General features: G+C 40.5%; 13 protein-coding genes. 11 read left to right on the plus strand and 2 right to left on the minus strand.

The features are described 5' to 3' along the window. Positions 1–23: 23 nt before the first annotated feature. Complete coding sequence (coaA, locus tag IGM04_RS00555; RefSeq protein ID WP_002356160.1) at positions 24–947, minus strand: type I pantothenate kinase; 924 nt, start codon at positions 945–947, stop codon at positions 24–26. A gap of 154 nt (positions 948–1,101) precedes the next feature. On the opposite strand from coaA, the gene IGM04_RS00560 reads away from it, so the two are divergent. Further along, positions 1,102–1,689, plus strand: coding sequence for an SGNH/GDSL hydrolase family protein (locus tag IGM04_RS00560; protein WP_010775502.1), 588 nt, complete (start codon positions 1,102–1,104; stop codon positions 1,687–1,689). A gap of 14 nt (positions 1,690–1,703) precedes the next feature. Beyond that, entirely contained in the window at positions 1,704–2,312 is a 609-nt protein-coding gene (locus IGM04_RS00565; protein ID WP_002356162.1) for a class I SAM-dependent methyltransferase, read from the plus strand. 32 nt (positions 2,313–2,344) lie between these two features. Here the strand turns inward: IGM04_RS00565 and add are convergent, their stop codons facing one another. Next, positions 2,345–3,376: an adenosine deaminase gene (add, locus tag IGM04_RS00570; RefSeq protein ID WP_002356163.1), complete on the minus strand. Its 1,032-nt coding sequence runs from the start codon at positions 3,374–3,376 to the stop codon at positions 2,345–2,347. 141 nt (positions 3,377–3,517) lie between these two features. Here add and IGM04_RS00575 point away from each other — a divergent pair, with 141 nt between their 5' ends. The 9 genes from IGM04_RS00575 to IGM04_RS00615 all read left to right on the plus strand — a co-directional run bounded on the left by IGM04_RS00575 (position 3,518) and on the right by IGM04_RS00615 (position 13,251). Continuing rightward, positions 3,518–4,525: a substrate-binding domain-containing protein gene (locus IGM04_RS00575; RefSeq protein WP_002356164.1), complete on the plus strand. Its 1,008-nt coding sequence runs from the start codon at positions 3,518–3,520 to the stop codon at positions 4,523–4,525. A gap of 140 nt (positions 4,526–4,665) precedes the next feature. Continuing rightward, the gene (locus IGM04_RS00580) at positions 4,666–5,967 is read left to right on the plus strand and encodes a pyrimidine-nucleoside phosphorylase (RefSeq protein WP_002356165.1); all 1,302 of its coding nucleotides are present in this window, start codon (positions 4,666–4,668) and stop codon (positions 5,965–5,967) included. Positions 5,968–5,994: 27 nt separating this feature from the next. Then, entirely contained in the window at positions 5,995–6,657 is a 663-nt protein-coding gene (deoC, locus tag IGM04_RS00585) for a deoxyribose-phosphate aldolase (RefSeq protein ID WP_002356166.1), read from the plus strand. Continuing rightward, positions 6,626–7,090 (plus strand): cytidine deaminase, encoded by a 465-nt coding sequence (locus IGM04_RS00590; RefSeq protein ID WP_002383839.1) that lies wholly within the window; start codon positions 6,626–6,628, stop codon positions 7,088–7,090. Before deoC ends, IGM04_RS00590 begins: the two co-directional genes overlap by 32 nt. 95 nt (positions 7,091–7,185) lie before the next feature. Further along, positions 7,186–8,259, plus strand: coding sequence for a BMP family lipoprotein (locus tag IGM04_RS00595; RefSeq protein WP_002356168.1), 1,074 nt, complete (start codon positions 7,186–7,188; stop codon positions 8,257–8,259). A gap of 53 nt (positions 8,260–8,312) precedes the next feature. Then, the gene (locus IGM04_RS00600) at positions 8,313–9,398 is read left to right on the plus strand and encodes a BMP family lipoprotein (protein ID WP_002356169.1); all 1,086 of its coding nucleotides are present in this window, start codon (positions 8,313–8,315) and stop codon (positions 9,396–9,398) included. A gap of 205 nt (positions 9,399–9,603) precedes the next feature. Continuing rightward, positions 9,604–11,172 (plus strand): ABC transporter ATP-binding protein, encoded by a 1,569-nt coding sequence (locus IGM04_RS00605; protein WP_002381361.1) that lies wholly within the window; start codon positions 9,604–9,606, stop codon positions 11,170–11,172. Then, positions 11,165–12,298: an ABC transporter permease gene (locus IGM04_RS00610; RefSeq protein WP_010710976.1), complete on the plus strand. Its 1,134-nt coding sequence runs from the start codon at positions 11,165–11,167 to the stop codon at positions 12,296–12,298. The genes IGM04_RS00605 and IGM04_RS00610 overlap by 8 nt, the downstream gene beginning before the upstream one ends. After that, positions 12,298–13,251 carry an ABC transporter permease gene (locus tag IGM04_RS00615; protein WP_002356172.1) on the plus strand — a complete coding sequence of 318 codons (954 nt, stop codon included), beginning with the start codon at positions 12,298–12,300 and terminating at the stop codon, positions 13,249–13,251. The genes IGM04_RS00610 and IGM04_RS00615 overlap by 1 nt, the downstream gene beginning before the upstream one ends. Positions 13,252–13,278 lie beyond the last annotated feature (27 nt).

Raw genomic sequence — 13,278 nt, forward strand, 5'->3', positions numbered from 1 at the left:
GATATTTCTTAGCTCGTCAACCCTTAATATTTACGTAGATAGATTTGGTCAATCAAATGATTTTCCGTTTTATGCAAAATAATGTCCGCACGTCCGCGCGTTGGCAAGATATATTCCTCCAAGTTCGGTAAGTTCACGGTTTTCCAAACATTCCGTGCCATGGCGAAAGCATCTTCTCGTTTGCCAATTGCATATTGGTAATAATAATTATTAGGATCTAAGAAAGCCGTATCTAATAAGGCCCCAAAACGTTCTAGGTACCATTTTTCAATTAAGGCTGGATCGGCATCCACAAAAATAGAAAAATCAAAAAAATCACTCACATAAATTTGTTGATTGGCGGGTAACTGTAAGGTGTTAATGCCTTCAACAATCAGAATATCTGGTTGTTGAATCAACTCATATTCGCCTTCGATAACATCGTAGACACTGTGAGAATAGACGGGTGCTTTAATTTCGTCTTTGCCGCTTTTGACTTCGTTTAAGAAATTAATTAGCTTCTCCATGTCATAACTTTCAGGAAACCCTTTTCGGTCCATAATTCCTTGTTCTTCTAACACTTTATTGGGATACAAAAATCCATCCGTTGTAATGAGTTGAACGTTTCTTCGTTTAAACGTTCGGGCCAGAATTCTTTGCAAAAGACGAGCGGTGGTGCTTTTACCAACGGCGACACTGCCGGCAATTCCAATGATGAATGGTGGTACAGAGACATATTCATGTAGGAATAATCCTTTGCTAAGTGTTAGCGATTCAAATTCTTTCATGTACAAATGAATAAGATGCGTTAAGGGTACATAAATTTCTTGTACATCTTTTAGTGAAATTTGGTCGTTCACACTTTTAATGTTATCCAATTCTGCTTCGGTTAACGGTGCTTTGCCGTCATGATAAAACCCATGCCATTCTTCTCTGGAAATTGGGTAGTAATTCATTTTATCGTCCATTGTTCCTCCACCAAACCCTGTTCAATCTTTGTACATTTTACCATAATTTCACAAGGGAAACACAGGATTTTACAAAAGAATTCCCTTCTTCGCCAATTTATGATGAAAATGGTATCATGAAAAGAGAAAACTGTTAGAAAAGAGGGGAAAAGCCATGAGAAAAATTGTATTATTTGGTGATAGCATTACTGCTGGTTATTTAGACGAAGCTGTCTCACCTGTTCTTGTTGACTTAGTAAAACGGGATATTGCTGCGATGGGTCTAGAAGAAGTGGCTGTCATTAATGCTGGAATGCCTGGCGATACAACAGAGGATGGTTTAAAACGATTAAATAAAGAAGTACTGATTGAGAAACCTGATGAGGTGGTGATTTTCTTTGGCGCCAATGATGCGTCACTGGATCGAAAGGTAACAGTAACCACGTTTAGAGAAAATCTTGAAACAATGATTCACGAAATTGGTTCAGAAAAGGTGATTTTAATTACGCCACCATATGCGGATAGTGGCAGACGTCCAGAACGTCCACAAACGCGTATCAAGGAATTGGTCAAGGTTGCACAAGAAGTCGGAGCGGCACATAACTTGCCAGTTATTGATTTGTATAAAGCGATGACTGTTTATCCTGGAACGGATGAATTTTTACAAGCGGATGGTTTGCATTTTTCACAAGTGGGCTATGAATTATTAGGTGCCTTGATTGTTCGAGAAATAAAAGGTAGACTAAAACCAAAACAAGCATAGATAGGAAGAACAAAATGGCGAATCATTATTATACAGAAAATCCAGAATTAGCACATGATTTAGAAAGCTGGTCTTTTCCATTACGTGGTCGGACCTTTCAGTTTACGACCGATAGCGGGGTCTTCTCAAGAGGAACAGTGGATTATGGTTCTCGTGTGTTGATTGATGCCTTTGAATGGGAAAATTTACCAGCAGGCCGTTTGTTAGATGTTGGTTGTGGCTATGGACCAATTGGGTTGTCCTTAGCAGCGGCGACTGGTCGACTGGTGGAAATGGTGGATGTCAACCAACGGGCGGTTGGGCTAGCTCAAATGAACGCCCAACGCAACCAAATTACTACTGTGGATATCCATTCTTCCAATGTGTATGAAACCTTAAACGAAACGACCTACGCGGCGATTGTTAGCAATCCGCCCATTCGTGCAGGCAAAAAAGTTGTCCATGGCATTTTAACAGGGGCTTTTCCGTTGTTGAAAGTTGGTGGCACACTAACGGTGGTTATTCAAAAGAAACAAGGTGCACCTAGTGCAGAAAAGAAAATGGCTGAAGTATTTGGCAATGTTGAAATTGTGACAAAAGACAAAGGCTATTATATTTTACGAAGTGTTAAAGAAGCAGAGTAAAAAAGAACCGCCACTTTAGTGGCGGTTCTTTTTTAGAATAGATACGCTTGATCAATTTTTTGGTTCAACAGTTTTTTTTCGTCTGGCGATAAAAAAGCACCTGCAAGCGCATTTTTAGTGAGTTGCTTCATTTCGTCATAACTTAATTGATACCAAGTGGCCAATTTCATGAATTCTTTCGTTAACGTAGTATCTGAAACAGTTCGATTATCGGTATTGATGCAGACGGCTAAGCCAGCCTCTATAAATTGTTGAAAAGGGTATTCAGCCAATGTTTTGACGGTTCCTGTTTGGAAGTTGCTAGTTGGACACATTTCTAAAAGAACCTTTTTTTCTTTTAAGAGCGCCAAATATTCGGGTGTATCTTTCAAAGCAATACCGTGACCAATCCGAGTAGCACCTAAAGTGACAGCATCAGCGACATTTTTGCCACAGCCGCATTCCCCAGCGTGGAGTGTTAATGGAATTGACAATTGGTTGGCTAAAGCTAATACGTCTTCAAATGTGTATGGAGGGAAATCGACTTCATTGCCAGCTAAATCAAAGCCGACAACGCCTGTCTCTCTGAAATCATGCGCTAAGTGAACGATTTTTTCTATGGCTTGTTGTTGATCATGCCGCATGCCGCATAACAGTGCATTGCTTTTTACACCAAAATCTTCTTCGCCTTGTTTTAAGCCAGTTAAAACAGCAGTCACGATTTCAGGTAACCGCAAGCCTTTTTCTGTATGTTGGGAAGGCGCAAAACGCACCTCTATGTAAGCTACGCCATCTTCGGCAGCTTGGCTAATCACGTCATACGCAGCTGCTTGCAAAGCTTCAGCTGTTTGTAGACAGGTTAGCACGAAGTCAAACCGAGTTAAATAATCATTCAAATCGGTGCATTTTTCAGGGGCAACCACTAACTCTTTCAAGGCTTGTTCGTCTTGGGGTAATGGAATGTTTTGTTTTTCAGCAATGGTGCGTAAAGTGGTTGGTCGAATCGACCCATCTAAGTGACAGTGCAGCTCGATTTTTGGTAATTGACGGACACGGGATTCTTCCATGAAAAAAATAGCCTCCATTTTCTTTTGTTTTTTAATCTTTTTAGTCTATTTCTTTTGTCTTTTTTTTGTTAAAATGTAAAAGATTCGATAAGTATTTTGAAGACTGTAACACGTCTACAAATGTCTGTCAATGCAAAAGGAGACGTTGGGAGGGGCGCGATGAAACTAACGATTAAAGAAATTGCTGATATGGCTGGTGTTTCTGTCACAACCGTCTCACAAATTCTGAATAATAAAGGGAGTCGTTTCAGTGAAAAAACCCGCAACAAGGTGTTGGCGGTAGTCGCTGAAAATCATTACAAACCAGATTACTTTGCTTCGAATGTAATCAACCGTCATTCCAAAACCATTGGTATGATTGTGCCAGATGTGACGGATTTCTTTTTCTCAAAAGTGATTGAAGGTGTGGAAACATATTTAAATTCGTTAGGCTACATGATTTTGTTATGCAATTCAAAGCATGATTCCGAGCAAGCGATGCAATATGTTAGCGAGTTGATTCATCGGTCGGTGGATGGCATTATTTTTGCCACGCCGAATGTTTTGCCAGAAAATCATATTTTAAAAGACCGACGAGAACATCCGATTCCTGTCATTCTTGTCGATCGTGGGATTAATCCACGAGATAGTGGACGATTAATCGTTAAAGAGTACGAAGGTGCTTATCAAGCGGTCCATCATTTGATTCAACAAGGGCATCAGCATATTGGCATGTTGCGTGAAAGTGCCGGCTATTATCGTTTGACGGAACGAGTGACGGCGTATCAGCATGCGTTACAGGACAATAATTTACCTTTTCGTCCGCATTATGTTTGTGCTGGGGAATTGAACTTGCATGGCGGCTATGCTGCGGCGAAAGAAGTTTTGAAAAATGAAGAAATCACAGCAATTTTTTGTGGCAATGATGAAATGGCGATGGGAGCTTATCAAGCCATTGAAGAAGCGGGCAAGAAAATTCCTGACGATATTTCGGTGGTTGGCTTTGATGGCTTGGAAATTTCCGAATATTTGGTGCCGAGTTTAACAACCGTCTATCAGCCGAGTTTTGATATTGGCTATTATGCAGCAAAATTTTTGGTGGAAGCTATTGCAGATCCAACAGGGAAAGTTCCAAATAAAGTTTTTGATGCGACGTTTATTGCTAGAAAAAGCACAAAACCGATTTAAAAAACAGCTTAGAAATGGAATGTTCGTGTTGTTTGCGTTTTCACAAGAAAAAAATAATAGTAAACTGGTTTACTAAATGGTTTAAAGCTGAACGATTTTGTTGTATAATACATTATCGGGAAATCGGAGGGAACGAATTCATGAGAATGGTAGACATTATTGAAAAGAAACGTGACGGGCATCAACTAACAAGCGAAGAAATTCAATTTATTATCAACGGATACACAGATGGTTCAATTCCAGATTATCAGGTAAGTGCCTTTTTAATGGCTGTTTTTTACCAAGATATGACAGACGAAGAAATTACACAAATGACGTTAGCAATGGTCCATTCAGGCGAAATTGTGGATCTTTCTTCTATAGAAGGAATCAAAGTCGACAAGCATTCTACAGGTGGCGTAGGCGACACTACGACGCTTATTTTAGCGCCATTAGTTGCTAGTGTCGGGGTCAATGTAGCAAAAATGTCTGGTCGTGGCTTAGGCTACACGGGCGGTACGTTGGATAAATTAGAAGCGATTCCTGGTTTTAAAGTTGAATTGACAGAAGAACGTTTTATTCAATTGGTGAACGATACAAAAGTGGCAGTGATTGGTCAGTCAGGTGATCTAGCACCAGCAGACAAAAAACTTTATGCGTTACGTGATGTGACCGCCACTGTTGACTCAATTCCATTAATTGCAAGTTCCATTATGAGTAAAAAAATTGCCGCAGGGGCAGATGCGATTGTCTTAGACGTGACTACTGGTGAAGGGGCCTTTATGAAAGACCTAGCAAGTGCTCGTCGATTAGCGGAAACAATGGTTCGCATTGGAAAACTGGCAAATCGCCAAACGATGGCAGTAATTTCAGACATGTCACAACCTTTAGGGGAGGCCATCGGAAATAGTTTAGAAATCGTTGAAGCAATCGAGACCTTGCAAGGAAATGGGCCAGAAGATTTAGTGGAGATGTGCTATGTCTTAGGAAGTCAGATGGTCGTTTTAGCTAAAAAAGCCGAGACGTTAGACGAAGCACGGGCTTTATTAGAAGAAGCATTAACGAGCGGTCGAGCGCTCGCAAAATTTAAAGAAATGATTGAAAATCAAGGCGGCGACAGTTCCGTTGTTGACCAGCCAGAAAAATTATTAACCGCAACTTATCAATTTGATTTACCTGCCAAAGAAACAGGCGTGGTACAAAAAATCGTTGCCAATGAAATTGGCGTTGCCGCAATGTTGCTGGGCGCTGGTCGGGCTACGAAAGAAGATACGATTGATTTTGCAGTTGGCTTGAAACTTCACAAAAAAGTAGGGAGCCCAGTTGAAAAAGGCGAATCATTATTGACCATTTACGCCAATCGTGAAGACGTGACAGAAGTTGAACAATTGCTTTATAAAAACATTGAAATTGGACCAACCGGCGAAGAGCCTATTTTGATTCACGATATTATTACGGAATAAAACAAAAAGAAAAGAGGAATTCTCATCATGGAATTAAACCGCATGATTGACCACACTATTTTGAAACCTGAAGCGACAGAAGCCGCTGTCCAAAAAATTATTGACGAAGCTAAGGAGTACAACTTTTTCTCTGTATGTATCAATCCTTGTTGGGTCGCTTTTGCTAGCGAGCAATTAGCAGATACCGACGTCGCTGTGTGTACCGTTATTGGCTTTCCTTTGGGGGCAAATACACCAGAAGTTAAAGCATACGAAGCAGCTGATGCAATTAAAAATGGTGCGAATGAAGTGGATATGGTGATTAATATTGGTGCATTAAAATCACAACAATACGATTACGTACGTCAAGACATTCAAGGCGTAGTAGATGCAGCCAAAGGAAAAGCGTTAGTCAAAGTGATTATTGAAACAGCATTATTAACAGACGAAGAAAAAGTTAAAGCTTGTGAATTAGCCAAAGAAGCAGGGGCCGATTTCGTTAAAACATCTACTGGCTTCTCAACAGGCGGCGCTAAAGTAGCAGACATTCGTTTAATGCGTGAGACAGTTGGTCCTGACATGGGCGTTAAGGCTTCTGGTGGCGTGCATAATGCAGAAGAAGCGTTAGCAATGATTGAAGCTGGGGCAACACGCATCGGTGCAAGTACGGGTGTAGCAATTGTTTCTGGCGCAACTGGCGAAGGGTATTAATTCGTATTTCAAATTAAACGAAGGTGTGGCGAAAAAGATGACAGTAAAACAAGAATGGCTTGATTGTGCCGTAGAAGCATTGGCACACGCCTATGTACCGTATTCTAACTTTCCTGTGGGCGCTTGCTTAGTGACTACAGACGGGAAAATGTATCAAGGAGTCAACATTGAAAATGCCTCCTTTGGTTTAACAAATTGTGCAGAAAGAACGGCGATTTTTAAAGCCATTTCAGAAGATGAACGGACCTTCCAACATTTAGTTGTAGCAGGTAATACAGAGGCACCCATTTCTCCATGTGGCGCTTGTCGTCAAGTAATGGCTGAATTCTTTGATCCACAAATGCCGGTCACGCTAGTTGGTAAAGATGGCGCGACTAAAACAATGACAGTTGAGGCATTATTGCCCTATTCATTTACAGATAAAGATTTTTAAAAAAAGGACATAAGGTTTCGTTGGGCTCAAAGTAGATTTCAATAGCATAAATGCGAATGAAATAATAGATAAAATAGTAGGGGGCTTTTCGGAAAGTGAAACAAGCAAAATTTTTAGGTCTAGGATTGGCAGCAGTTGCCTTAACCATTGGGTTAGCTGCATGTGGCGGCAATAGCAAAAAGAACGCCAACACAAAAGGTGATCCACAACATAGTGTCGTAATGGTCACAGATACAGCCGGCATTGATGACAAATCTTTTAACCAATCTGCGTGGGAAGGAATGCAAGAGTGGGGCAAAGAGCACAAACTTCCAGAAGGACCTCAAGGGTATGCGTATATTCAATCAAATGAAGCATCTGATTATACATCAAACATTGACCAAGCCATTTCAAGTCAATTTAAAACGATTTTTGGCATTGGCTATTTACTAAAAAATGCAGTAGTAGATGCAGCGGACGCCAACCCAGAAACGAATTTCGTTCTAATCGACGATACAGTTAATGGGAAAAACAACGTCGCTTCTGCAACATTTAGAGATAATGAATCTGCGTATTTAGCAGGTGTGGCAGCAGCTAACACTACGAAAACCAACAAAGTAGGATTTATCGGCGGGGTTGAAGGACCTGTTATTGGCCGTTTCCAAGCTGGTTTTGAAAAAGGTGTAGCAGACGCTGGCAAAAAATTAGGCAAAGATATTCAAATTACGTCTACTTATGCAGGGACATTTGCAGACGCTTCAAAAGGACGGGCCTTAGCTTCTTCTATGTATCAAGCAGGTGCCGACATTATTTATCACGCAGCGGCGACTACAGGACAAGGAATCTTCCAAGAAGCCAAAGCGCTAAATGAAACAGGTTCAAAAGATAAAGTTTGGGTGATTGGTGTTGACCGTGACCAAAACGAAGACGGTAAATATACAACCAAAGATGGCAAGGATGATAACTTAACGTTAGCTTCAACCATTAAAGGTGTAAATATTGCTGTGAAAAAAATCTCTGATCTTGCATTAGAAGATAAATTCCCTGGCGGCGAACATTTAACTTATGGATTGAAAGATGGCGGTGTTGATTTAACAACAGAAGCCCTAAGCGATCAAGCCAAAACGGCAGTTAAAGAAGCCAAAGAACAAATCATCTCTGGTGACGTAAAAGTCCCAGACCAACCTTAGAAACAACTTAGTTGTTTAAATACATTAAACTATTTTTAGGAGGCTTTACAGAAATGAAAAAAGCAAAATTATTCGGTTTTAGTTTGATTGCATTAGGTTTATCAGTTTCACTTGCAGCATGTGGTGGTGGCAAAGGTAAAACCGCTGAAAGCGGCGGTGGCAAAGGGGATGCAGCGCATAGTGCTGTAATCATTACAGATACAGGCGGCGTGGATGACAAGTCGTTTAACCAATCTTCTTGGGAAGGATTGCAAGCTTGGGGTAAAGAACATGATTTACCAGAAGGTTCAAAAGGGTATGCATATATTCAATCGAATGATGCAGCTGACTATACAACGAATATTGACCAAGCGGTATCAAGTAAATTCAACACAATCTTTGGTATTGGCTACTTGCTAAAAGATGCAATTTCTTCTGCAGCAGATGCCAACCCTGATACAAACTTTGTTTTAATCGATGATCAAATCGATGGCAAAAAGAATGTCGTTTCTGCAACATTTAGAGATAATGAAGCAGCTTACTTAGCCGGTGTTGCTGCTGCAAACGAAACAAAAACGAACAAAGTCGGTTTTGTTGGTGGTGAAGAAGGGGTCGTAATTGACCGTTTCCAAGCTGGTTTTGAAAAAGGTGTGGCTGATGCTGCGAAAGAATTAGGTAAAGAAATTACTGTTGATACAAAATATGCGGCTTCATTTGCTGATCCTGCCAAAGGGAAAGCTTTAGCTGCTGCAATGTACCAAAACGGCGTTGATATCATCTTCCATGCTTCTGGTGCGACTGGACAAGGGGTCTTCCAAGAAGCAAAAGACTTGAATGAATCAGGTTCTGGCGACAAAGTTTGGGTAATCGGTGTTGACCGCGATCAAGATGCTGATGGCAAGTACAAAACAAAAGACGGCAAAGAAGACAACTTCACGTTAACTTCAACGCTTAAAGGTGTCGGCACAGCGGTTCAAGATATTGCCAACCGTGCGTTAGAAGACAAATTCCCTGGTGGCGAACATTTAGTTTATGGATTAAAAGATGGTGGCGTTGACTTAACAGACGGCTATTTAAACGACAAAACAAAAGAAGCTGTTAAAACAGCAAAAGATAAAGTAATCTCAGGTGACGTAAAAGTCCCAGAAAAACCAGAATAATTTAAGCTCCTAAATGAAAAAAGAAGGGCTCATTATTGTTCCTTCTAAAAATAAAGTGGTCCTTGGCAGCGACGGCTGCCAAGGAAACCCTTTATGATGTTTGGATTTTTAACTAAATAGTTGAGGTTCTTCAACTACTTAGTTAAGGGTCAAAATTACCCTCTAAAGTATTGCCAATATAATTTTGTTAGGAAGTGAATAGACCTTGTCTCAAGAAGAAAACGTAATTGAGATGCGTAAAATCACCAAAGAATTTGGGACGTTCAAAGCCAACGACCAAATTGATTTACAAGTAAAACCTGGTGAAATCCACGCACTGCTAGGTGAAAATGGTGCAGGCAAGTCGACCTTGATGAATATCTTATCAGGGCTATTGGAACCGACCTCAGGTGAGATTTATATGAATGGCGAAAAAGTCAACATTACAAGTCCTACTGCAGCCAATCGTTTAGGAATCGGAATGGTCCATCAGCATTTTATGTTAGTTGAAGCCTTTACTGTGACTGAAAATATTATCTTAGGTAGCGAACCTACCCATGGCGGTATTTTAGACCGGAAAAAAGCGAAAAAAGAGATTGAAGAAGTGTCTAAGCAATACGGGTTGGATGTAAATCCCAATGCCTATATTCGCGATATTTCTGTAGGTATGCAACAACGGGTTGAAATTTTAAAGACCTTATATCGTGGTGCGAACGTTTTAATTTTTGACGAACCAACCGCAGTATTAACGCCACAAGAAATTGATGAATTAATGATTATTTTGAAAGAACTAACCGATGAAGGCAAATCGATCATTTTAATTACACATAAGTTAGATGAAATTAAAAAAGTAGCAGACCGTTGTACGGTCATTCGCCGGGGGCAAAGTATTGGCACCGTCAATGTGAAAGATGTTTCTTCGCAACAGTTAGCCGATATGATGGTGGGTCGTTCTGTTTCCTTCAAAACAGAGAAAAAACCAGCGCAACCGAAAGAAACAATTTTATCAATTAAAGATTTAGTAGTGAAAGAAAGCCGCGGCTTAGATGCAGTGAAAAATCTTAGCTTAGATGTCCGAGCAGGGGAAGTTGTTGGAATTGCGGGGATTGATGGCAATGGACAAACAGAATTAATCCAAGCCTTAGCAGGATTAACCAAAGTCGAAAACGGGTCCATTCATTTGAATGAAAAAGAGATTACTAATCGCAAACCTCGGGAAATTACGGAAATGGGTGTCGCCCACGTTCCTGAAGACCGACATAAATATGGCTTAGTATTAGAGATGACATTGGCTGAAAATATTGGCCTACAAACGTATTACCAAAAACCATACAGTTCAACAGGTATTTTAAACTATCGAATGATTAACAAACACGCCCGTGAATTAATTGAAGAATATGATGTACGGACTCCTAATGAATTAGTACCAGCTCGGGCGCTTTCAGGTGGGAATCAGCAAAAAGCGATTATTGCCCGAGAAGTTGACCGCGATCCAGATTTGTTGATTGTTTCTCAACCAACACGCGGTTTAGATGTCGGAGCTATTGAATACATTCATCGTCGACTAATTGAACAAAGAGATAAAAATAAAGCTGTTTTATTAGTAAGTTTTGAATTAGATGAAATTTTAAATGTTTCTGATCGTATCGCTGTTATTCATGCGGGGGAAATCGTCGGAATTGTTGATCCGAAAGAAACGACAGAAAATGAATTGGGCTTGTTAATGGCTGGCTACTCATTGGAAGAAGCCCGTGCTGAGTTATCAAAAGTAGAGGCAGGTGAAACTGTTGAATAATCGTTCTGAAAAAATAAGAAATATTTTAGTCCCTGTGTTATCTGTTATTATGGGTTTCCTCTTAGGGGCAATTATTATGGTTATCTTTGGCTATGACCCAGTGGCTGGGTATCAAGCGATGTTTGAAACAGCTTTCCAAGGAAAGAAAAGTATTGGTGAGATTTTTGTCACCGCAGCACCGTTGATTTTTACCGCTTTAGGATTCTCGGTGGCAAATTCGGCTGGATTCTTTAATATCGGGCTTTCTGGACAAGCCTTATGTGGTTGGGTGGCTAGTATTTGGGTCGCTTTATCCATGCCTGATGCACCCCGGATGATTGCGTTGCCGGTGGCGATTATTGTTGGCGCGGTTGCAGGAGCTTTAGCAGCAGCCATTCCAGGTTTCTTGCGTGCCTATTTTGGGACGAGTGAAGTTATTGTTACGATTATGTTGAATTATATTTTATTGTACACAGGAAATCATATTGCTAATAATGTCATGAAACCAAGTATTATGGCGAACAAAGGGATCACCAAAATGATTGGTGCGAATGCATCATTACGCTCACCGTTTTTAACAAATATCAGTGATGGCTCTCGTTTGAACATCGGCATTTTCTTGGCCTTCATTTTCCTTATTCTTGTATGGTTCTTGATGAAAAAAACAACGCTTGGTTTTGAAATTCGGTCGGTGGGGTTAAACCCATTTGCTTCTGAATATGCTGGAATGAGCAGCAAGCGAACGATTATTTTATCCATGATGATTTCAGGAACGCTGGCTGGTTTAGGTGGTGCGGTCCAAGGATTGGGGACTTTCCAAAACTTCTTTATTCAAAACACATCGTTGAGCATTGGGTTCGATGGTATGGCCGTGTCTCTATTAGGAGCAGGTAGCTCAATCGGGATTTTACTTTCCGCATTACTGTTTGGAATGTTAAAACTTGGTGGACAAGGAATGCCGTTGATAGCTGGTGTACCAACCGAATTAGTTGATGTTGTTATTGCAGCAATTATTTTCTTTGTGGGAATTAGTTATTTAATTCGTTTCTTGTTAGCAAAAGCGTCTGGTAGTAAAAAAGAAGTAGCGATTGTAGAAACAATTGAAGCGGCGCCAGACAAAAACAATCAAGAGGGGGGAGACATCTAATGGATTTAGCAACAATTTCCTCAATCATCACGCAAACATTAGTGTATGCAACTCCGCTCATCTTGACAGCATTAGGCGGAACGTTCTCAGAACGAAGTGGTGTGGTTAACGTTGGCTTGGAAGGTATTATGGTAATGGGCGCTTTCAGTTCGGTCGTTTTTAACTTGACGTTTGCTGATACATTTGGCGCGGCGACACCATGGATTGCTTGTTTAGTAGGAGGCGTTGTCGGGATTGTCTTTTCTCTCTTACATGCCGTTGCAACCATTAACTTACGAGCAGATCATATTATCAGTGGTACTGTCATTAACTTGATGGCACCGGCGCTAGGGGTTTTCCTAGTAAAAGTTATTTATCAAAAAGGACAAACAGATATGATTACACAATCATTTGGCTATTTTTCTTTCCCAGGATTGTCAAAAATTCCAGTGATTGGTGAACTATTCTTTGCAAAAACCTCTTTGCCAGCTTTCGTAGCAATTTTGATTGCGATTTTAGCTTGGTTTGTCATTTATAAAACACGTTTTGGCTTACGGTTACGTTCTGTGGGAGAACATCCACAAGCGGCAGATACATTGGGAATCAATGTCTATTTAATGCGTTATTCTGGCGTCTTGCTATCCGGCTTCTTAGGCGGTATGGGCGGAGCTGTCTTTGCTCAAAGTATTGCGGGTCGTTTTGGGATTACCACAATTGCAGGACAAGGGTTTATTTCAATGGCCGCAATGATCTTTGGTAAATGGAATCCACTTGGGGCAATGGGCGCAGCCTTATTCTTTGGCTTTGCACAAAACTTAAGTATTGCTGGGGAAAACTTACCAATTATTTCAGAAATTCCAAAAGTTTATCTACAAGCAGCACCATACGTATTGACCATTTTAGTCCTAGTTGTGTTCTTCGGAAAATCATCGGGACCAAAAGCGAACGGGAAAAATTACGTCAAAACGAAATAGATTTAAAACTGTCCGTTGTAAAATAAC

It is taken from the genome of Enterococcus sp. DIV2385 (genome assembly GCF_051711925.1).
Taxonomy (GTDB): Bacteria; Bacillota; Bacilli; order Lactobacillales; family Enterococcaceae; genus Enterococcus; species Enterococcus faecalis.